Origin of the sequence: Litoribacter ruber, assembly GCF_018500185.1 — a bacterium.
Classification (GTDB): Bacteria; Bacteroidota; Bacteroidia; order Cytophagales; family Cyclobacteriaceae; genus Litoribacter; species Litoribacter ruber.
The window spans coordinates 181,849-202,588 of the sequence record NZ_JAHBGI010000006.1 but is presented as its reverse complement, the minus strand read 5'-3'; the positions used below and the strand labels follow the sequence as shown (position 1 = coordinate 202,588).

The following is a 20,740-nucleotide window of genomic DNA, read 5'->3' as shown; positions in this document are numbered from 1 at the left end:
AAAAAAAAGCCCCAGCACTAAGCGCCGGGACTTTTCAATTTTTAATCTTCCTGATTTTTTTCCTCTTCTGTAGGGGAGGTTCTAGGAGGCCTGCTGGAATCCTGCGATTTGTAAGGCACGAAGCCTTCACGCTTGAATTTGTAAGGCTCTGTCCTTTGGCTAGGCGCATTGTTAGCAAGGTCTAGCATACCAAACCCTTTGTGGGTAAATGCTCCAAGACCGCATTTAAATACGAAATCCTGTACCTCAGGTGCTGCATACAAAGTGAAAGGAAGGGTGTATCCTCTTACTTCATATTTCACATCCATGTCATACACAGAATAGATTCTTGCGAATTTCTTCTGCTGCTCGCGAAGCTTGTTTACATAATTCATATCTGGTACCACCTGGAATTTATAGAAAGATTCCATTTGTTCCTGGGAATACCAGCCTGACCTTTCCATTCTGGTTAGGGTGGATTCATAAAGCAGATCCGAGAATTCGTCGGTATCTGGGTTGATGAATCTTTTCCCTGAGTCGTCATTAAAGGAAGGAGTCAACAATACTAGAGGAGAGATACAAACGAATTTGTTTGAGGTCTCCAAAGTAGGTTCGATTTCCTGCTCAGTGTACTCGGGTGAAATGATAAGATTTCCTAACTCAATTTTAGGCGTGTTGAACACTTGCTCCAGCAGATAATCCATAAAGTCTTCATTGGGTGATGAAAGCACGAGGGTAACTAAGCTTGAGTAATAGTGTAAGCCGCTTCTACTTACTTTGGTCTGTCCTTTTAGACCAGAGAAATTGAAGTAATTGTAGTTAAAAAACTCTTCTCGTCCACCTTTTACAATGAGGCCTTTAAGAAATTGGGCCAAAATGTACTGGTGATGAAAGGGTAAATAAGCTCCTTTGTTTTTCAACGAAAATATAAGTCTTATTCTCACGATTATAAAAATGAAAAGTTAAACAATAATTAAATTTTACTAATTAAATAAGGATTAGTCAATATAGTCGATTCAAAATTAGCAATAAAATCCTGAAATCCATTAAACGTTAAACCTAAAATGCATTATATCTCCATCTTGTACCACATATTCCTTGCCTTCTATGGAGATTTTGCCATTTTCACGGCAGGAAGCTTCAGATTTATACTGTTCGTAGTCATTTAATTTAATAACTTCGGCCTTAATGAAGCCTCTCTCAAAGTCGGTATGAATTACTCCAGCGGCCTGTGGAGCCTTCCAGCCCCGCTTTATGGTCCATGCACGCACTTCCTGAACGCCTGCTGTAAAGTAGGTGATCAGATTAAGTAAACTATACGCACCTGCAATAAGTTTGTTTAATCCGCTTTCATCCAAACCGTATTCTTCAAGAAACATCTGTTTCTCTTCTGCGTCATCAAATTCAGCAATCTGTGACTCTATTGCCGCACATAACACAATTACCTCGGCATTTTCATCTTTTACATTCTCCTTCAGCCTGTCTACAAACTCATTTCCAGTCAAGATGCTGCCTTCATCTACGTTGGCTACATATAAAACTGGCTTGATAGTTAAAAGATGTAAATCTCTAACTGCCTCTAAATCTTCTTTTTCTACTTCAATGGCCCTGGCGTTTTTGCCTTCCTGAAGACCTTTTTTGAATAACTGAAGGGTTTCCAATTCTTTTCTAGCTTTGGCATCACCGGATTTGGCGATTTTTTCCAAACGCTGGATTTTTTTCTCCACCGATTCCAAATCTTTCAGCTGGAGCTCGGTGTCAATTACTTCTTTGTCAAAAATAGGATCCACAGATCCTGCTACGTGGACCACGTTGTCATCTTGGAAGCAACGGATCACGTGTACGATGGCATCCACCTCACGGATATTGGCCAAAAATTTATTTCCCAAACCTTCACCTTTGCTTGCGCCTTTCACAAGGCCTGCAATATCGACAAATTCAATCACGGTCGGCATTACTCGTTGAGGGTTGACCAAAGATTCCAAAATCTGCAATCTTCTGTCGGGAACTGTTACCACGCCAACATTTGGCTCAATGGTACAGAAAGGGAAATTGGCTGCCTCAGCCTTTGCACTGGATAATGCATTAAATAATGTCGATTTGCCAACGTTTGGCAAGCCCACGATTCCACATTGTAATGCCATGGATCTTTTTACTATTAAATTTTAAATATCTGGTACTCTTTGTAACCTTTATAGAACTCTTTGAAAGATACCCGGAATATAGTATAGACTGGGATTGCGAAAATCATTCCAAGAACACCTGCAATTTTTGCACCCGCAAAGATAATAACAAATATTTCAAGTGGATGCGCTTTTACAGATTTAGAGAAAATAAGCGGCTGAAGGAGAATATTATCTGTCATTTGCACCAGGGCAAACACGGAAATGATTTTTAAAACAAACCAGGAAACCTCGGCTCCGCTATTAAAATCACCTGTGGATAGACCAACCAGAATCCCAAAAATCCCGCCCAGAAGCGGTCCCGCATAGGGGATGAGGTTTGCCACAGCGGCAAAAATTGCAATGGTAAAGGCATATTCCACCCGTAAAATGCTTAATCCTAACGAAGCCAGTGAGAAAATGGCGGTCATCTGCAAAAGCAGTCCTATCAAGTAATTTGACAATAATTGCTCTACCTGATGAAAAGTGGAAACTGAAATTTCGAAGTATTTATTGGGAACCAACTGGATCAGGTTCCTTCTTAACAGCCCATTTTCCAGCAGCAGGAAAAAGGATATGAAGGCGATGGCCAAAAGGCTAATCAGAAAGCTCGAAGTAGTATTGATCACCCCATTAATAAATCCCTGGATATTTATCTCGCTGAAACTCATCATCAGGTTGTTTCTCACCATGGTGATCAGAAAACCCGGTTCGTTTTTGACCAAATCCCAGCGGATCAGGATCTCCTCTATCCTGCCAACGGGGCGCTGTATTTGGTCGTAAAGGAAGTCAATGTCAAGTTCAGTGATAATGCCGATCTGTGCCCGAATCAAGGGGATAAATAACAAACTGATCAGGAAAATGACCAATAGGATGGACAGATAGGAAAATAGGATGGCTGTCCACCTGGGGATTTGCTGTCCAAAGACATGGATATTGTTGATCCGGTTGGTCAATGGTCGCAGAGTGGCCGCCAGTACCAAGGAGAATAAAAAATAAAGGGTGATATTGGAAAAATACCAACCCAAAAGGATAAAAATCAACAGGATTATTAATATGGAGAGCAGCAGCCTGTTTATCATGACGTGAAGTTATAAATTCTTAAACGGATAACACAAAAAAAAGGCCTATCCAAATGGTGATACCCAGGATATGGCCTTATTTTAGAATTTATGTAAAGGGGAGATTAATCCCACTTAAGCTCTTCACCAAATTCGTTAGAGGTTACTTCCTCCGGCTGCTCATCAAATTGAGAAAAGTCAATTTCTGGCATCAAATCATTTTTCACGTGCTCTACCGCATCCTGAAGAGCGTCTACAAACTTGCCGAAATCTTCTTTGTAAAGAAAAATCTTATGCTTTTCGAATACAAATTGGTCATCTCTTGTCTTTCTCTTACTTTCTGTGATCGTGAGGTAGTAATCATTAGCACGGGTTGACTTCACGTCAAAAAAGTAAGTTCTTTTTCCTGCTTTTACTTTTTTTGAGAAGATCTCCTCTCTGGCATTTCCGTTATTCTCTTCCACTGTCCAAAATTGTTTTATAATCGAAATGAATTAAATTCGAGACAATTTAAATCATTATACTTATTAAAATCAAACCATTTAGGTATTTTTTTTGAAAAACAAGGTGCTGTGTAATTATAAATGGTTTAATTTAAGTGTTTTACAGCTCCAAAATAAAAAAAGAGTGGAATTTACCACTCTTTAGGACCTCATTCACCGTGCATGAATTTCTTTTTCGCCAGCAGCTCTTCTTCGGTTTCTCTGCGGTCTGGATCATCCACACAGCAGTCTACCGGACATACAGCCGCACACTGTGGTTCCTCATGGAAACCTATACATTCGGTACATTTGTCCGACACTATATAATAAAATTCATCCGATAAAGGCTCCTGCTTTTCGTTGGCATCCACTACGGTGCCATCCGGCAGCACTACCTCTTTCAGGTTGGTTCCTCCGCCCCAAGTCCATTCTATCCCGCCTTCATAGATGGCAGTGTTTGGGCATTCAGGTTCGCATGCACCACAGTTGATGCATTCGTCGGTTATCATTATGGCCATTATTCTCTTATTTTTTTTCAAATCTAATAAGCAATTAACAATCTCCCAATAATAATGTTAGTGTGCTAACTAATTTATAATCGTTCTTAATGATTTACAAATGCCCTGTATGGTTTAGGGCTTTAATTTTTATCTTTGCTTCCCTAAATTAGTACGATGATGACCCTCCAAGAAAGAATACAGGCCTTTGTAAATCTAGGTAAAACCCTTGAAAACCTCTCTGAAGAAGAGTTTGAAACCTTGTCCAGAAGAGTAGAAAACAACAATAATTGGTTTACTCAGGAGCAGACCCGGTCAGCGCTGGAAGGCTTGCAGGTCTTTTTGCAGGAAAAAGCTTTGGCCGATTGGCTGGGGAAATATGACCTTGTAAGCATTGAGAGCCCAAGAAAAATAGGGGTGTTGATGGCTGGAAACGTGCCTGCGGTTGGTTTTCATGATTTTATGACCGTGCTTTTGAGCGGTCATGAGTTTCACGGTAAACTCAGTTCCAACGATGAGGTTCTCATGAAATGGCTTGCTGAACAGTTGGTGGCAGCGGAGCCCCGATTTGCGGATTACATCTATTTTGAGTCCATGCTCAAGGGAATGGATGCTTATATTGCTACGGGCAGTGATAATTCGGCCCGTTATTTTGAGTATTACTTTGGCAAATATCCTAACATCATCCGGAAAAACCGCAGTTCAGTGGCTGTGTTCACAGGTGAGGAAGGGGAAAAGGATTACCTGGCTTTGGGCCATGATATTTTTCAATATTATGGCTTGGGCTGCAGGAATATTTCTAAAGTGTTTCTTCCCAATGAGGAGCAGTTGCAGGACTTCCTCAAGGCTATACAGCCCTTTGAATCGGTGATCAACCACCATAAGTACCGCAATAATTACGATTACAACAAGTCCATTTACCTGGTCAATCAGCAGCCGCATTTGGACAATGGGTTTTTGCTATTGACAAAAGGGGAGGGTTTGGTTTCGCCGATTTCAGTACTTTATTATGAGATTTATGAGGACCAACAGGAATTGGAGAGCAAGCTTTCCTCCTATACTGATAAAATTCAATGCGTGGTAAGCAAGGAAGGGCAGTTGAAAAATAGTTTGCCATTTGGGGATGCGCAGTGTCCGGGATTGGAAGATTATGCCGACAATGTGGATACCATGGCTTTTTTGATTGACCTGAAATGAAATCCAGCCTGAAGCTTACTTTTCCATCACCTTTTGAGATTGCCCTGTTGCTGACAGTTTTCTGTTTGGCTGGGGCAATTTTATTTACCAGACCGGAAAATGTGGGCCTTGGGGCCTATGCTTTTGAGGTGTTGGAGTTTTGGAAAATGGGTTTTTGGGAGCTGTTAGAATTCACCCTTCAGATGGTGCTGATCCTGATCTTTGGTCACGCCTTGGCCATTTCTCCAATAGTAGACATGGGATTGGCTGCTTTGGCCCAAAAGGCCAAAAGCAATACGGCCGCTGTGATCCTCACGGCAGCGGTTACACTTCTTGCCGGATACATCAACTGGGGTTTTGGCTTGATACTGGGCGCTGTGCTGGCCAGGAAAATCGGCGAACAATGCCAGCGGGATAGCATTAGCATCAATTATCCACTTGTGGCTGCAGCAGGTTATGTGGGCATGTTGGTATGGCATGGGGGTTTTTCGGGCTCGGCTCCTTTGAAAGTAGCCGAACCTAATCATTTCCTGGTAGACAAGATCGGGGTGATAGGAGTGGAAGAAACCCTGTTGAGCCAATTCAATTTTGTCATCAACGCCATTTTGGTGGTGGCTATACTGATGACTTTTGTCATTTTATCCAAAAGAAATAATACCGGATCATACCCTCCCCCTCAAGTTGACTTTTTAAAACTGGCTACCCCCAAGAACTATTTGGGCTTAATAGTGGGATTGGTGATTTTGGGTTTGAGCCTTTTCGATTTCTTCAACATACCGGAAAAAGGCCTGGGTTTTATCACCCTTAATTTTGTCAACTTTTTCCTGTTGGGTTTGGGGCTATGCCTGCATCTTGATCTCAATAATTATGTAAAAGCTATTCAAAATGCCATCGGGGGCGCTACTGGCATTGTGTTGCAGTTTCCGTTTTACGCTGGGATTTTGGGTGTTTTAAAGTATTCTGGACTGTTGGTTTTGGTGGCAGGCTTCTTTGTGGAAAATTCGTCCCCGTCCACATTTCCGGTTTGGACCTTTTTCAGCGCCGCCCTTATTAATTTGTTTGTTCCCTCGGGAGGAGGGCAGTGGGCCGTGCAGGGGCCAGTAGTGATGGAGGCCGCCCGGGCTTTTATGTTGCCGTATGCCAAAGTGATCATGGCTTTGGCCTATGGGGACCAGCTGTCCAATATGCTGCAGCCCTTTTGGGCTTTGCCGCTTTTGGCCATCACCGGCGTGTCAGCAAAGGAAGTGATCAAGTACACAGCCTTGGTGTTCATTGTAGCTGCCATGGTCTTAGGAGTAGGGGTTTACCTGATGTTTTAGCGGGATTGGTGCTCTTTTATACATTTTCTAAATAAGAATGGCAAGCATTTAATCCTTCAATTTTACCTCTATTTTTTTATCTTTGCCTGAGATTAATTTGAAACTAAATAAATTCTTTAAATAATTCATTTCAAAATGGCATTTGATATAGAAATGATCAAGGCAGTATACGCTAAATTTCCAGAGCGTATAGAGGCTGCAAGAAAAGCGGTGGGTAAGCCACTGACTTTAACTGAAAAGATTCTTTATGCCCACCTATCGCAGGGGGAAGCTTCTGAGGCCTTCGAAAGAGGAGCGTCTTACGTGGATTTCCAGCCTGATAGAGTAGCCATGCAGGATGCAACTGCGCAAATGGCTCTATTGCAGTTTATGCAAGCAGGAAGAGACCAGGTTGCTGTGCCTTCCACAGTTCACTGTGATCACTTGATCCAAGCTGAGGTTGGAGCCACGGCTGATTTGGACAAAGCTAAAGACAAAAACAGAGAGGTATATGATTTCCTTAGCTCTGTTTCTAATAAATACGGACTTGGCTTCTGGAAGCCGGGTGCGGGTATCATCCACCAGGTAGTATTGGAGAACTATGCTTTCCCAGGGGGTATGATGATCGGTACCGATTCCCACACCCCAAACGCCGGTGGTCTAGGTATGGTTGCTATCGGTGTCGGTGGTGCTGATGCCTGCGACGTAATGGCTGGTTTGCCTTGGGAACTGAAGTTTCCAAAGCTTATCGGGGTTAAATTGACAGGTAAACTTTCTGGTTGGGCTTCTGCAAAGGATGTAATCCTAAAAGTGGCCGGTATCCTTACTGTAAAAGGTGGAACCGGTGCTGTAGTTGAATATTTCGGTGAAGGTGCCAGAAACCTTTCCGCAACCGGTAAAGGTACCATCTGTAACATGGGAGCGGAAATCGGTGCTACAACTTCCATCTTTGGTTACGATGAAAAATCTGAAGCCTACTTAAGAGGTACTGACAGAGCTGACGTAGCTGACTTGGCCAATGGGGTGAAAGAACATCTTACTGGTGATGATGAGGTGTACAATAATCCAGAGCAGTATTTCGATCAGGTGATTGAAATCAACCTTTCTGAGTTGGAGCCACACATCAACGGTCCTTTCACTCCGGACTTGGCGTGGCCGATCAGCAAGTTTGCTGAAGCGGTGAAGAAGCACGACTGGCCAGCCAAGTTAGAGGTAGGTTTGATCGGTTCTTGTACCAACTCTTCTTACGAGGATATTTCTCGCGCAGCTTCTTTGGCCCAGCAGGCCGTTGAGAAGAACTTGAAAGCGAAATCTGAATATACCATCACACCGGGTTCTGAGCAGGTAAGATTTACCGTAGAAAGAGACGGTTTCCTGGATACATTTGGTTCTATGGGCGGAGTGGTTTTGGCCAACGCTTGTGGACCATGTATCGGACAGTGGGCGCGTCACGGTGCTGAGAAGAAGGAGAAGAACTCCATCATCACTTCATTCAACCGTAACTTTGCAAAAAGAGCTGATGGTAACCCAAATACGCACTCATTTGTAGCGTCTCCGGAAATTGTGACTGCTATGGCTATTGCAGGTGACTTGACCTTCAATCCATTGACAGATACCTTGACCAATGAGAACGGTGAGCAGGTGAAACTTGATGAACCAACTGGTTTGGAACTTCCAACCAAAGGTTTTGCAGTTGAGGATGCAGGATACCAGGCTCCAGCCGAAGAGGGTAGCAGTGTCAACGTAATTGTTGATCCACAGTCAGAAAGATTGCAGTTGCTTGAGCCATTCCAGCCTTGGGAAGGTACTGACCTGAATGGGTTGAAGCTTTTGATCAAAGCAAAAGGCAAGTGTACCACTGACCACATCTCTATGGCTGGTCCATGGTTGAGATTCAGAGGCCACTTGGATAACATTTCCAACAACATGCTCATAGGAGCTGTGAATGCTTACAATGAGGAGACCAACTCTGTAAAAAACCAATTGACTGGTGAGTACGGAGAGGTTCCAGCTGTGCAGAGACATTACAAGCAGCACAACATCGGTTCTATCGTGGTAGGTGATGAAAATTACGGAGAGGGTTCTTCTAGAGAGCATGCGGCCATGGAGCCAAGGTTCTTGGGCGTTAGAGCTATCTTGGTGAAGTCATTTGCCAGGATCCACGAAACCAATCTGAAGAAGCAAGGAATGTTGGCTTTGACATTTGCCAATCCTGCAGATTATGATTTGATCCAGGAAGATGACAACATCGACATCGTTGGCTTGGAAAGCTTTGCTCCGGGCAAATCTTTGACGGTGGTTCTTAACCATGCTGATGGTTCCAAGAATGAGATCGAGGTGTTGCATACTTACAACCAAGGTCAAATCGGTTGGTTTAAAGCCGGTTCTGCTTTGAACTTGATCAAGGAGAAGAATAAGTAAGACGGGAGACGGGAGACCGAAGACGGGAGACGGGAGACCGAAGTCGGGAGACGGGAGACCGAAGACGGGAGACGGGAGACCGAAGTCGGGAGACGGGAGACCGAAGACGGGAGACGGGAGACCGAAGACGGAAGACCGAAAGCCGAGGAACGGAAATTGAATAAATTGCTGAAAGGCCGCTCAAATTGAGCGGCCTTTTTTAGGTTAGTTTTTTGGTAAAATGTACCTATAGGCCAATTGGCACCAATCTTTATATATAAAAGGGCGGTAAACCATTGTAATTCACCTGTAACTGTGTGTAAATTATTTTGTATATAAGGTTTGTTTTATTCAATTATTTAATCAAATTTGTATGAAATACAAAAATCAGTTTTTGAACTACAAATAAACAGATGGAAAACAGAGGGATCCATTCTACTTTTAAAAAAATCATCGATGCCTCATCGGATCTGATTTTTATGGCAGATGGAGAAACGCCTTTTACGATTTTTTATGTCAATGCAGCCTTTAAGGAAGCAGTAGGGTATAATCTTGAAAAAGAATCACTGTTAGGCTTAGGTGTAGATATTACCAGTTTTGAGAATAACGACCGGGTTACTTTTCAGTTGAATGAGCGCCTTTTCTCATTTGAGTTTGAAAGAAATAAAGGGCTGGGGGAGAACTACTTACTCTTCCATAAAGGCAAGAAAATAAGCAGTAGTCCTGAGCCGATCAATGCCTCTCCCTTACCGCTTTTTGAAAACAGCCTGGACATTTTTGGCATAGGGGAGGGGACGTCTTTTCATTGGGTTAGCAATTCGATTACCAATTTGCTGGGCTATTTACCCTCTGAATTTGCCAATACCAGTTTGATCCTATTTGTGCATCCCCAAGACCGGGAGCCATTCAGGACAGCCCTACAGGAGGTAAAACTTCAAAACGGGGCCACATCCTTTTCCTTCAGGTTTAAGTCCAAGTCAGGCGCTTATAAATGGTTGCAGTGGAATGTTTCCTATAAGCAGGATAAACTCCACGCTGTGGGTAGGGATATAGACAACCTCAAGTCCCAGCAGTTGGCCTTGGATTCCCAGAACCAACTATTCAAAATGGGAGAGCTGGCCGCCAAGTTTGGGGTTTGGGAAGTGGATTTGTTGACTTACCGTACCTTTTGGAGCCAAGAGATTTATGATATTTATGATTTTCCTACGGGTAACCGCTATGATATTTTTGAGTGGATTCAGCTTTGTGTGCCTGAATGTAGGACCAAGTTAAAAGCTGCTTTTGGCGAACTGCTTGAGAGCGGGAAGTCATTTGAAACCAAGGTTCAGATTTCCACCCAGGACAACAATTTCAAATGGGTAAAGATCATTGGGAAAGGCGAAACCGAAAATGGGGTGTTAAAAAAAGCCTTTGGTACCCTTCAGGACATTACCCAAGAAGAAGAGGTGATGGTCAACCTGGGGTTGTTTAAGGAAATTTTTAACCTTACACCGGATGCTGTGCAGGTAGCGGAGCTTGACGGGAATATTATTTTCCAAAATGAGGAAGCTAAAGAAAGAATTCTGAAGGAAGGGGAGGAAAAGAGCCCGATGAATTTGAGGGTGCTTGAGCCGGCATTTAGAAAACCTGGAAGTTGGGAAAAGCATTTGGAGAATCTGAGAAAGCAGAAGTCCCTTCTTTCGCTAAGTGAGCATCATATCATAGGAAAAGAAAGCGTGCCCGTGGAGCTGAATACCAAGCTCGTGAAATTGGGCGGCAAGGAATATGTTTTGGCTATGTCCAGAGATATTTCTGATAGGATCATGTTGGAAGCTTCGCTGAAAGAATCCCACCAGTTTTTGCAAAGAGTAACGGATCAGATGCCCGGAGTACTTTACCAGTTGGTTTGCGGTGAGGATGGCAAGCTGCAATTTCCTTACATCAGCAGTGGTATCAATAGGATTTTTGGGATCAGCGAGGAGGAATTTGACCAGCATGGAGGATTTGAGGCGGTCCTAAACAGGATCCATCCCAAGGATGTGGAAGAGTTTGTGGAAGGGATATTGCAATCAGCCCAAAGTTTCAAGCCTTGGCATGGGCAGTTTAGGATACTTTCCGAAAATGGGGAGAATTACAAATGGGTCCAGGCCAGCTCCATTCCTGAGAAACTTTCCAACGGCGAGATTACCTGGTATGGTTACTTCACCGATATCACGGAAATCAAGCAGACCGAGTCCAAGCTGGAGCAGGCCAAATCAGCCGCCGAACAGGCCAGCAAAACCAAGTCGGAATTCCTGTCCATGATCAGCCATGAGATCCGCACTCCGCTCAATGCGATCTCCGGATCGGTATATTCCCTGTTGCAGGAAAACCTGCCAAATGGGTTAGAATCCTCCTTGAAGACCATCAATTTCGCTACAGAAAACTTAATTACTATCATCAATGACTTGTTGGATTTTCAGAAAATAGAGTTTGGGAAAATCAAACTGGAATCAGCTCCCATCAAAATCCAGAATTTGGTTGAGATGGTGGTGAACGGTTTGAGCTTTCACGCCACAGATACCGGTAATGAGTTGAATATGAGCTTTATCGGCAATATGGATTTTGAAGTAATGGGTGACAAGGTCAGAATAGGACAGATTTTAAATAACCTGTTGACCAATGCCCTGAAGTTTACCAAAAAAGGGCAGGTGGATGTGAATGTTGGGTTTGCCGGATTTAGGGATGGGAGAGCAGACTTTAACTTTGAGGTAGTCGATACCGGGGTTGGGATTCCCCAAGAGTTTCATTCCAAAATCTTCGACGACTTTGAACAGGTGAGCAGTTCGTTTAGCCGCAAATATGGTGGGACGGGCCTTGGTCTTTCCATCACCAAAAAGCTGCTCGACAAAATGGGAAGCCAGATCCATCTTGACTCCAAAGTCGGGGAGGGGAGCAGGTTTTATTTCATGTTGAGTTTACCCTTAGCCAATAACCACGAAACCAAAAAAGATAGCGAAATGGATCAATCCGCCGAATTTAATCCCAATATCCCTTCTCAGAAACTTGAAATTCTAGTAGCCGAGGACAATGAAGTTAATGCTTTGGTGTTGGGCAAGATCATAAAGAAATGGGGCTACCAGTTTGACCGGGTAAGCAATGGCTTGGAAGCCGTGGATGCGGTGGGTAAAAAGCACTACGATATCGTGCTGATGGATATACAAATGCCGGTAATGAATGGGTTTTTGGCCACCGAAACCATTAAGTCAATTTCCAGCGTGCCGGTAATTGCCTTGACGGCAGCCAATAGAACCGAAATTCAGGACCAAATTGCAATGAATGGTTTTGACGGGTTTGTTTCCAAACCTATTAATGCCAAGGCTTTGTTAACAGAGATTAAGCACCTGATCAGGGTCAATTAAGGTTTTTGGATTTTTCCAGGTATTCAGCGGTCAAGGGGATGGAAGCGTCCTTTTGGTAGACTTCTTCCAGATATTGAAGCGCCTGCGTTTTCTGGCCTGCATAGTAGTAATAGATGCCTTTGTTTCTCAGGGCATATAGGTTGCGTGGATTTTGCTTAAGGCTGAAATTAATGTCTTCCAGCCCTTTTTCCATTTCTCCGGTTTTGATTCTATACAAGCCCCTATTGTTGTAAAAGAATGGCTGCCGAGAATTTAGCGCAATTGCTTTTTCTACCGACTCCAGTGCTTTTTGATACTCGCCCCGCTCAAATTCAATCATGGATTGCAGGTTGAAAATGTTGGACTCTCTAGGCGCATGGTCAAGGGCCTGTTGAAGGTCATTTTCCGCAAGGTCAAATCTGTCCAAGTAAAAATAAATAGTAGCCCTGTTGACCAACAGATCCGGGTTGTTGGGATTGAGGCCCAAAGCCGTTTCAAAATCGTTTAGGGCTTCTTCATGTCTTTTTACTGCCTCATTTGCCAATCCCCTTAGAAAATACCCCCTGCTGTCCTCTTGCTCGGATTTAATCAGGCGGTTAGCGTCCTCCAGCGATTTGTAATACTCCCCCTGATCCAGGTAGGCGAGCCCTCGTTGATGGATGGCATCGGTGTAATCAGGGTTTATTTGGATAGCGTTTGTAAAATCCTGGATTGCGGCGGCAAGGTTGGCCGATTTATAATTGGCAATGCCGCGGTTGTGGTGTGCCTCGGCAAAATTCTCATCAATTCTCAACGCCTCGTCATAAAAACGTATGGCGCCTGCGTAGTCATTTTCCTGTATCTGGTTGTTTCCTTTGAGTAAAAATCTCCCCTTTTTGTCCTCTGGACTGTCGCAGGATGAAACGGTAGTCAAGGCAAATAAAAGAAATAAATGCAGGTAATGGAATTTCATAATAGGGATTTTTTTGAAGCTGGTGCAAAGTTAAGGAAAGGTTTGCAATCATGCTGGCAATTTCTCAAAATGGCTTAGGAACGTGGAATAGTTTTTGGATAGTGGAACGTATCATAAACATAAATATAACCACTATGGCCAATTTGAAATTGAAAGGAACCTGGAATGAGCTCAAGGGCAAGTTAAAACAACAATACGGTAACTTGACCGATGATGATCTAACCTATATCGAAGGAAAAGAGGATGAGCTATTGGGCAAGCTTCAGAAAAAGACTGGAGAAACCAAAGACAATCTCAAAAAGACCCTTTTTGATGATTAAATATCTAAAGCCGGTTTATCCGGCTTTTTTTGTACCTTTATTTTCCATCAAAAACCTTATCACATGAAAATATTGCATAATCCCCGCTGTGGAAAGAGCAGAGAGGCTGTGAAAATTTTGCAGGATAACAACCTTAATCCTGAGGTGGTCAAATATCTTGATTCCCCACTGAATGCAGAAGATCTGAAGTCACTGGTCGGAAAGCTGGGGGTGGAACCGATAGACTTGGTAAGAAAGAACGAAAAAGTGTGGAAGGAAAATTTCAAAGATAAAAACCTTACTGCCGAAGAGGTGATCAGGGCCATGGCAGAAAATCCTATCCTGATGGAAAGGCCAGTAATCATAAAAGGTGATAAAGCGGTCATTGGCAGGCCACCTGAAAATGTAAAAAGCCTTATTTAATTTGCCCTCTTTTTGAGGGATTTTTTTTGGTAACATGTCCCATCCTAGTTGAGTGTCAAGGTGTATTCTGAGAGAAAAAAATGGATCGTGCTTTCGGTTATTGTAAGCGTAGTTTTGCTTATGGTGAAATTCTATGCCTACTACATTACCAATTCAACAGCAATACTCACGGATGCCCTCGAGAGCATAGTGAATGTAATTGCCTCGGGATTTGCCTTTTACAGTATTTACCTTTCTGCCCAGCCAAAGGATGAAAACCATCCCTATGGACACGGGAAAATCGAGTTCTTTAGTGCGGGGATAGAAGGGACCTTGATCATGCTCGCTGGGGTTTTTATAATTTACAGGGCCATTTACGGCTTATTTGTCATAGAACCTCTGGAGCATCTTCCTACCGGCATGTTCCTAGTAGGAATAAGTGGCTTGATAAACGGCCTGCTGGGATTAGTGCTTTATAAAAAAGGCAAGGCGCTACATAGCTTAACTTTAGAGGCCGACGGGCGCCACCTACAAACCGACGCGGTGTCGAGTTTGGTGTTGCTGGTAGGTGTTGGGGTGATCTACTGGACGGGTCTGTATATGTTGGACAGCGTGTTTTCTTTGTTTTTCGCAGGCTACATCCTTTACAATGGGTATCTCTTGGTAAGGAAATCAGTAGCGGGGTTGATGGATGAAACCAACCCGATAGCCATGGCTGATGCGGTGAAAGTCCTAAACTTGAGCAGGAAAAACAATTGGATTGATATTCATAATATGCGGGTTCAGCAATATGGCCCTGATAAGCATATTGACCTTCACCTGACTCTTCCATACTACTACGATCTCAAGAAAGTCCATGACGAGGTAGAGGAGGTTGAAGATGTGCTGAAGGAAAACTTGCCGGGTTATATTGAGGTGTTCGTTCATGTGGACCCGTGTGTGCCGTTTAAGTGCTGTCATTACTGCCAAATTACAGATTGCAAAGTTCGGGAATATGAGATGATCAAAAGGGTGAGGTGGAATGCCGTAAATATGGCCAAGAACCAAAAGCACTACCACGATCTTACCAAGCGATAAAATTCTGTCAAATTTTCCTTAAAAAATTGGGAATCAATTCATTGTCCGGCTTAACAGGTTTTGGGATAAAATGTTTAGTAAACCCTATGTCTATTGATTTCTAAAAAAATTAAATCCAAAAGGTTAAGTTATATTTTGAATTGAAAATTTTATAATATTTGGGCTATGTTTGGAAAGGATCGTTAAAATCAAATAAATATTTTGTGTTTGATGCCTAAAAATATTGATTTAAAACCTGAAATTATGTATCTTGCATATGTATTAAGTAACTGGTCAAGAATCTATAAAACGCAAAAAGGTCATGAACGAGGAAAAGCAATTCAAGGTATTTATAGCTTTATCCGCAATTATTTGGGCTATCATAATCGGCTTCATAATTGTGATTTAGGAGCTATCGTTTGTTCACTTGTACTGTCACCATGCAGTTTCCACATTAAAACTTTTTAATATGGTAGAAAATTACACACTATGAAAGGGATGCGAAAGCATCCCTTTCGTTTTTTCAGGAAAGGGAATTAGTAAATATACTGTCCTCAGATCCTTCTTTCTCCTGGCCGACCATGATTCCTAACATTGATCCAAAAGCAAAGAAAATTAGCCCATTCGATAAATTTCCAAAGAATAAAAAATATTTTTTTTATAATAAAATCTGCCCCGTAGACGTTTACGGCCATCTTTTGTAAAATTAACTACGTAAAAGTGTATTTTGTACCTATAAAAGTTGATTTTGAACAATCTTTAATGTACCTTGCGTACATATTAAAGAAATCAATTAACCAAATAACTATATTATCATGAACGAGGACAAAAAATTCAAGGTGTTTTTAACCCTTTCAGCGATTGCATGGGCCGTTATCATCGGATTCATCGTAGTAATTTAATTTTCAAACCTTACTTTTTAGATATGGTATAAAAATTTACTTTAGTTAAAACAAAAGGGGATGATCTATCATCCCCTTTTGTTATTTTATACCAATCCGGCCCGTTTCAACAAGGCATCTGGCTTGGGCTCCCTGCCCCTAAAGTTTTTGTAAAGCTCCAAAGGGTGTCTGCTTCCACCTTTGGATAGAATGTTCTCCTGAAAGGACTTTGCTACCTGTTCATTGAAAATCCCCTTTTCCAGAAATAGTTCAAAGGCATCTGCATCCAGCACTTCAGCCCATTTATAACTGTAATAACCTGCTGCATACCCGCCCTGGAAGATGTGGGAAAAGGAGGTGCTCATCAACGTACCTTCCACCGGTTGCAACAGTTCCGTTTGGCTCATAGCCTGCTTTTCGAAAGTAGGAATATCAGCAATCTTGTCGGGGTCCGTGCTATGGTAGGCCATGTCCAGTAACCCGAAGCTGATCTGGCGGATGGTCTGGTAGCCTTGGTGGAAGTTGCTTGAAGCCTTGATTTTCTCGATTAGCTCCTCTGGTATCTTTTCACCGGTCTCATAGTGCTTGGCGAAAAGGTCCAGGCATTCTTTCTCATAACACCAGTTTTCGAAGATCTGCGAAGGTAGCTCCACAAAATCCCAATACACGCTGGTGCCAGAAAGGGACTCATATTTTGTGTTGGCAAGCATGCCGTGAAGGGCATGGCCAAACTCATGAAACAAGGTGGTCACCTCATTGAATGTGAGCAGGGAAGGCTTGGTTTTGGTGGGCTTGGTGAAATTGCACACAATGCTCACATGGGGTCTTTGGTTTTTGCCGTCCTTGATTTTTTGCCCTCTATAGCTGGTCATCCAGGCTCCGTTTCTCTTGCCTGCTCTAGGGAAGAAATCAGCGTAAAATACTGCAAGGTGGATGCCCTGGTTGTCCAATACCTCATAGGCGGTTACATCAGGGTGATAGACCTGGATATCTTTATTCTCTTTAAATTTGATTCCAAAAAGCTTTTCAGCTGTGGTAAATACACCGTTTACTGTGCTTTTTAATTCAAAATAAGGTCTCAACAACTCGTCATCTACGGCATACTTCTCCTTTTTGAGTTTCTCTGCATAATAGCCAAAGTCCCACTTTTCAAGCTTTTCCAGCCCGTCAAGTTTTTTGGCAAACTCAGTCAACTCTTTCACCTCTTTCTCTGCAAAAGGCTTGGCTTTTACCATCAGGTCATTTAAGAAGTTCAACACGCTCTCAGGGCTTTTGGCCATTCTTTCCTCCAAAATGAAGCTGGCATATTTCTCATAACCCAAGAGCTTGATGCGGTCATTTTTAAGCTTTAAAAGCTTTTTGATAATCTCTTTATTGTCCAGGTTGTCGCCTTTGGAGGCTTTGGTGTTATAGGCTATGAAAAGCTCTTTTCTCAGCTCTCTGTTTTTGGCATAAGTCATAAATGGGACATAGCTCGGAAATGAAAGGTCAAAGACCCACTTGCCATCATGCCCTTTTTCGGTGGCTGTATGGGCGGCCGCTTCTTTTATGGAATCAGGGAGTCCTTCGAGTTGTTCTTCCTGCTCGATTACCATTTCGTATTTATTGGTTTCGGCCAGCACATTTTCACCAAACTGAAGGCTAAGCTGGGAAAGCTCCTTGTCTATCTCCCTCAGCTTGGTTTTGTCTTCCTCATTAAGGTTTGCGCCATTTCTCACAAAGGACTTGTAGGTTTTGGTCAAAAGCATCTGCTGCTCCTCGTCCAGGGACAGCTTGTCCTTTAGCTGGTGTACGGCATCCACTTTATCAAATAACTCCTTGTCCAATAGGATATCATTGCTGTAAGCGGTGAGCAAAGGGGAGATTTCTCTGGCCAATTTCTGGATATCGTCGTTTGTCTCGGCAGAGTTGAGGTTGAAAAAGATGGAGGAAATTACGTTTAGTTTCTCTCCGGCGTTGTCCATTGCCTCAATGGTGTTTTCAAAAGTCGGGTTTTCGTTTGCCTTTATTTTTTCAATTTCTGCTTTGGAAAGCTCAATGGCTTCTTTTATCGCCGGCAAAAAGTCCTCAGTTTTTATTTTCTCAAAAGGTGGGGTTTCAAATGGAGTGTCAAATTTTTCCAACAATGGATTCATATATTAATTGGTTTGTGTGTCTTTGTCTGTTTGTAAAAATACAAAACTCTGGAATAACCTCGGTGTTCAAATAGGGGGAGAAAAAATAGGAGTAGGCTTAAAAATGAAAAAGCTGCCTCCTGATGGGAGACAGCTTTTGGGTTTACCTTCTCAAGGGCCTTGGAAATACAGCCAAACTTTCATTTCCCTTCTCATCCACTGCCTGCACGGCAAAGAAATAGTTGTCCTTGGAGTAGGGGACGGTCAACTCAAGGTCTTCTGTGTAAAACTTCTTTTCCCACATGGATTGATCTGTTTCTCTCATCAGGACATAATAACCTTTTGGATTTCCGGTAGCTGGTTTTTCCCATTTTAGGGTGCTGGTATTGACAAGCCTGCTTACATCGATTCCCACATTTTCGGGGGCAGATGGGGCTGCCGCCAAACTAGCTAAAGTGGCCAAGTTCACTGCGGTGATCTTTCTCAGGTACTCATAGTCTACCAATTCAGGAAGGTCCCCGTATTGCTGTCCGTCTTCCACCCGCACATCCTGGTGGTGATAATGGTAGTTCTCATTGTACTCGGTCATTCTGATAGCTGTGAAGCCTTCTCTTGCAAATGGAGTGTGGTCACCGCCTCTCAGGAACCTGTCGTTGCGATAAATCAGTTTCACTTCCAACTGGTCTACATAGCGGTCACCGATTTCCTTGATGTACCTGGCGAGTTGGCGGGATTTGCTGTCATTTTCACCATTGGTGTATCTTCTCATATTGCCCATTTCTTCGGTTTCAAGTAAAGGAATGCCTTCACTGAACACCCTCACTCTGGTGTTGTCTTTGATGTGGGTCTCACTTGAGTAGCTGTTGCCCACCATATCGTTGTTGAGCATGGCTACGATATTCCAATCTTCTTCCTTTGCCTTTTTGGCCATATGCACAGCACCGATTAGGCCCTGCTCTTCGCCTGACACCGCCATGAAGATAATGGTGGCGGGAAATTCCATTTTGCTTAATATTCTTGCGGCTTCGATCACGACAGCGACTCCGGAACCGTCATCATTGGCACCTGGGGCGTCAATTTCTGCGTCCATGACATCTGAGGCTCTACTGTCCAAGTGGCCACTGATGAGGAATATCCGGTCGTCATTTGGGTCGGTTCCTTTAAGTGTGGCTACTACGTTTCCGATTTCTGCATCCTCTGGAATCCTTCTTCCATCACCTGGGATGTCGAACATGTCGATCTCGGAAGAAAGTCTTCCGCCTGCATCTGCCTCAAAGGATCGGAATTTTTCCAGTACATATTGCTGAGCGGGTACAATTCCCCTGTTTCCATCTTGAGTGCCGCTTAGCGTATGGCGGGTGCCAAAATCCACCAGGTCCCTTACGTATTGTTCCAGGTTTTCGGCTTTCACCTCGTTTACCATTTTTTCAATTTCCGGGTTTCGGTTGATCATCCTGGTCTGTGCCGAAAGGTCCCAGGCTAAGAGAAATAGTGCTAGCGCAATTAATTGCTTCATGGTTTCAATAATTAGTTTGGAAATAAAGGCTAAATTTAACCTTTTGATCATGGCATGAAAGTTTTCTTATATGAATGAGCGCATAGTACCCAAAGAAGGTGAATATGATCCATATTTTGTCCGCTACCTGAAACTGATCCCAGAAGATACCATCCTGATGGATTTGCTGGTCAAGCAAATGGAGACGGTGGAGGAGGAGTTTTTGGAAATGGATGAAAAGTGGCTGCGGACTCCTTATCAGGAGGGCAAATGGTCCCCAAAGGAATTGCTCTTGCACATCACCGATACGGAGCGGGTGATGGCTTATAGAGCTTTGTGTATTGGCAGAGGGGATCTGCAAAATTTGCCAGGTTTTGATGAGGATGATTACGCAAGTCATTCTCACGGCAATGTGTTGTCTATTGATTACCTGGTGGAGGATTTTAAGCAGACCAGAAAATCAATTCTGCTTTTGGGGCACAGTTTTTCGGAACAGGACTGGCAAAGAGTAGGTTCGGCAAATGGGAAAAACATTTCTCCAAGGGCGATTGTCAATATTTTGGCCGGGCATTTTATCCATCATATGAACATTTTAAAAGAGAGGTATACCAGACATGTTTGAATATAATCCGGAAAAGCATTATCCAAAAGAAACCGAAAGCAGGGTAGTCATCAGATTTCAAGATTGTGACCCGCTGCAGCATCTCAACAATGCCAAATATTTTGATTATTTCTTCAATGCCCGGGAAGATCAGGTGCCCAAGTTGTACGGTGTAGAAATGATTGATTTTATCAAGAAATACAAAGCTGCCTGGGTGGTGTACAATCACAATATTAGCTATGTGCGGCCTGCCAAAGTGGGGGAGTGGGTGAGAATTATGACCCGGATATTGTGGTATGACCACAACACGGTGCTGGTCGAGTACTATATGACCGATGATACTCGAAAGGAACTGAAAACCGTGCTGTGGACCACCTTAAAATATGTGACCATAAAAGAAGGAAAGCTGACGACGCATGAGGGGGCAGTCGTTGATTACCTGAAAGCCACTTCTGAGAATCTGGATATTTCGAAAATGGAATTGAAGGATAGAGTAAAGGCCATAAAGCTGAAGCTTCAGCAGTAA

Annotated in this window: 17 protein-coding genes; 9 read left to right on the top strand and 8 right to left on the bottom strand. The window is 43.1% G+C overall.

Annotated elements, in window-relative coordinates; genetic code table 11:
• Positions 1–41 precede the first annotated feature (41 nt).
• The 5 genes from cas6 to KIH41_RS11005 form a co-directional block, all read right to left on the bottom strand.
• Positions 42–923, bottom strand: a complete 882-nt coding sequence (gene cas6 / locus KIH41_RS11025) for a CRISPR-associated endoribonuclease Cas6 (RefSeq protein ID WP_213945972.1) — start codon at positions 921–923, stop codon at positions 42–44.
• Positions 924–1,025: 102 nt separating this feature from the next.
• The gene (ychF, locus tag KIH41_RS11020; protein WP_213945971.1) at positions 1,026–2,123 is read right to left on the bottom strand and encodes a redox-regulated ATPase YchF; all 1,098 of its coding nucleotides are present in this window, start codon (positions 2,121–2,123) and stop codon (positions 1,026–1,028) included.
• Positions 2,124–2,137: 14 nt separating this feature from the next.
• Complete coding sequence (locus tag KIH41_RS11015) at positions 2,138–3,220, bottom strand: AI-2E family transporter (protein WP_213946000.1); 1,083 nt, start codon at positions 3,218–3,220, stop codon at positions 2,138–2,140.
• A gap of 107 nt (positions 3,221–3,327) precedes the next feature.
• Positions 3,328–3,666 (bottom strand): DUF3276 family protein, encoded by a 339-nt coding sequence (locus KIH41_RS11010; RefSeq protein WP_213945970.1) that lies wholly within the window; start codon positions 3,664–3,666, stop codon positions 3,328–3,330.
• A gap of 188 nt (positions 3,667–3,854) precedes the next feature.
• Positions 3,855–4,202, bottom strand: a complete 348-nt coding sequence (locus tag KIH41_RS11005) for a 4Fe-4S dicluster domain-containing protein (RefSeq protein ID WP_213945969.1) — start codon at positions 4,200–4,202, stop codon at positions 3,855–3,857.
• 156 nt (positions 4,203–4,358) lie between these two features.
• Between KIH41_RS11005 and KIH41_RS11000 the strand changes: the two genes are divergently transcribed.
• The 4 genes from KIH41_RS11000 to KIH41_RS10985 all read left to right on the top strand — a co-directional run bounded on the left by KIH41_RS11000 (position 4,359) and on the right by KIH41_RS10985 (position 12,435).
• Positions 4,359–5,378 carry an aldehyde dehydrogenase family protein gene (locus tag KIH41_RS11000; RefSeq protein ID WP_317194941.1) on the top strand — a complete coding sequence of 340 codons (1,020 nt, stop codon included), beginning with the start codon at positions 4,359–4,361 and terminating at the stop codon, positions 5,376–5,378.
• Positions 5,375–6,676, top strand: coding sequence for a TIGR00366 family protein (locus tag KIH41_RS10995; protein WP_214162408.1), 1,302 nt, complete (start codon positions 5,375–5,377; stop codon positions 6,674–6,676). Before KIH41_RS11000 ends, KIH41_RS10995 begins: the two co-directional genes overlap by 4 nt.
• 135 nt (positions 6,677–6,811) lie before the next feature.
• A complete protein-coding gene (locus KIH41_RS10990) occupies positions 6,812–9,076 on the top strand; it encodes an aconitate hydratase (RefSeq protein ID WP_214162407.1) in 2,265 nt (754 codons plus the stop codon).
• A 392-nt stretch (positions 9,077–9,468) separates the two neighbouring features.
• Positions 9,469–12,435 (top strand): PAS domain-containing protein, encoded by a 2,967-nt coding sequence (locus tag KIH41_RS10985; protein ID WP_214162406.1) that lies wholly within the window; start codon positions 9,469–9,471, stop codon positions 12,433–12,435.
• Here KIH41_RS10985 and KIH41_RS10980 read toward each other — a convergent pair.
• Positions 12,428–13,366: a tetratricopeptide repeat protein gene (locus tag KIH41_RS10980; protein ID WP_213945965.1), complete on the bottom strand. Its 939-nt coding sequence runs from the start codon at positions 13,364–13,366 to the stop codon at positions 12,428–12,430. The genes KIH41_RS10985 and KIH41_RS10980 overlap by 8 nt on opposite strands.
• A 134-nt stretch (positions 13,367–13,500) precedes the next feature.
• Between KIH41_RS10980 and KIH41_RS10975 the strand changes: the two genes are divergently transcribed.
• The 3 genes from KIH41_RS10975 (at position 13,501) to KIH41_RS10965 (ending at position 15,144) form a co-directional block, all read left to right on the top strand.
• A complete protein-coding gene (locus tag KIH41_RS10975; protein WP_213945964.1) occupies positions 13,501–13,686 on the top strand; it encodes a CsbD family protein in 186 nt (61 codons plus the stop codon).
• Positions 13,687–13,749: 63 nt separating this feature from the next.
• The gene (arsC, locus tag KIH41_RS10970; RefSeq protein ID WP_214162405.1) at positions 13,750–14,088 is read left to right on the top strand and encodes an arsenate reductase (glutaredoxin); all 339 of its coding nucleotides are present in this window, start codon (positions 13,750–13,752) and stop codon (positions 14,086–14,088) included.
• Positions 14,089–14,148: 60 nt separating this feature from the next.
• Positions 14,149–15,144, top strand: a complete 996-nt coding sequence (locus KIH41_RS10965) for a cation diffusion facilitator family transporter (protein ID WP_213945962.1) — start codon at positions 14,149–14,151, stop codon at positions 15,142–15,144.
• 967 nt (positions 15,145–16,111) lie between these two features.
• On the opposite strand, the gene KIH41_RS10960 is transcribed toward KIH41_RS10965, so the two are convergent.
• Together KIH41_RS10960 and KIH41_RS10955 are read right to left on the bottom strand one after the other, a co-directional pair.
• Positions 16,112–18,139, bottom strand: coding sequence for a M3 family metallopeptidase (locus KIH41_RS10960; RefSeq protein WP_214162404.1), 2,028 nt, complete (start codon positions 18,137–18,139; stop codon positions 16,112–16,114).
• Positions 18,140–18,281: 142 nt separating this feature from the next.
• A complete protein-coding gene (locus tag KIH41_RS10955; RefSeq protein ID WP_214162413.1) occupies positions 18,282–19,634 on the bottom strand; it encodes a M20/M25/M40 family metallo-hydrolase in 1,353 nt (450 codons plus the stop codon).
• Positions 19,635–19,704: 70 nt separating this feature from the next.
• Between KIH41_RS10955 and KIH41_RS10950 the strand changes: the two genes are divergently transcribed.
• Positions 19,705–20,235, top strand: coding sequence for a DinB family protein (locus tag KIH41_RS10950; RefSeq protein WP_213945959.1), 531 nt, complete (start codon positions 19,705–19,707; stop codon positions 20,233–20,235).
• Positions 20,228–20,740, top strand: a complete 513-nt coding sequence (locus KIH41_RS10945) for an acyl-CoA thioesterase (protein WP_213945958.1) — start codon at positions 20,228–20,230, stop codon at positions 20,738–20,740. The genes KIH41_RS10950 and KIH41_RS10945 overlap by 8 nt, the downstream gene beginning before the upstream one ends.

What these genes read in the sequence shown, in the direction of transcription:
- ychF (WP_213945971.1), bottom strand. Translation starts at nt 2,123, where the DNA reads ATGGCATTACAATGTGGAATCGTGGGCTTGCCAAACGTTGGCAAATCG.
- KIH41_RS11005 (WP_213945969.1), bottom strand. Translation starts at nt 4,202, where the DNA reads ATGGCCATAATGATAACCGACGAATGCATCAACTGTGGTGCATGCGAA.
- KIH41_RS11000 (WP_317194941.1), top strand. Translation starts at nt 4,359, where the DNA reads ATGATGACCCTCCAAGAAAGAATACAGGCCTTTGTAAATCTAGGTAAA.
- KIH41_RS10995 (WP_214162408.1), top strand. Translation starts at nt 5,375, where the DNA reads ATGAAATCCAGCCTGAAGCTTACTTTTCCATCACCTTTTGAGATTGCC.
- KIH41_RS10990 (WP_214162407.1), top strand. Translation starts at nt 6,812, where the DNA reads ATGGCATTTGATATAGAAATGATCAAGGCAGTATACGCTAAATTTCCA.
- KIH41_RS10985 (WP_214162406.1), top strand. Translation starts at nt 9,469, where the DNA reads ATGGAAAACAGAGGGATCCATTCTACTTTTAAAAAAATCATCGATGCC.
- KIH41_RS10980 (WP_213945965.1), bottom strand. Translation starts at nt 13,366, where the DNA reads ATGAAATTCCATTACCTGCATTTATTTCTTTTATTTGCCTTGACTACC.
- KIH41_RS10975 (WP_213945964.1), top strand. Translation starts at nt 13,501, where the DNA reads ATGGCCAATTTGAAATTGAAAGGAACCTGGAATGAGCTCAAGGGCAAG.
- arsC (WP_214162405.1), top strand. Translation starts at nt 13,750, where the DNA reads ATGAAAATATTGCATAATCCCCGCTGTGGAAAGAGCAGAGAGGCTGTG.
- KIH41_RS10960 (WP_214162404.1), bottom strand. Translation starts at nt 18,139, where the DNA reads ATGAATCCATTGTTGGAAAAATTTGACACTCCATTTGAAACCCCACCT.
- KIH41_RS10955 (WP_214162413.1), bottom strand. Translation starts at nt 19,634, where the DNA reads ATGAAGCAATTAATTGCGCTAGCACTATTTCTCTTAGCCTGGGACCTT.
- KIH41_RS10950 (WP_213945959.1), top strand. Translation starts at nt 19,705, where the DNA reads ATGAATGAGCGCATAGTACCCAAAGAAGGTGAATATGATCCATATTTT.
- KIH41_RS10945 (WP_213945958.1), top strand. Translation starts at nt 20,228, where the DNA reads ATGTTTGAATATAATCCGGAAAAGCATTATCCAAAAGAAACCGAAAGC.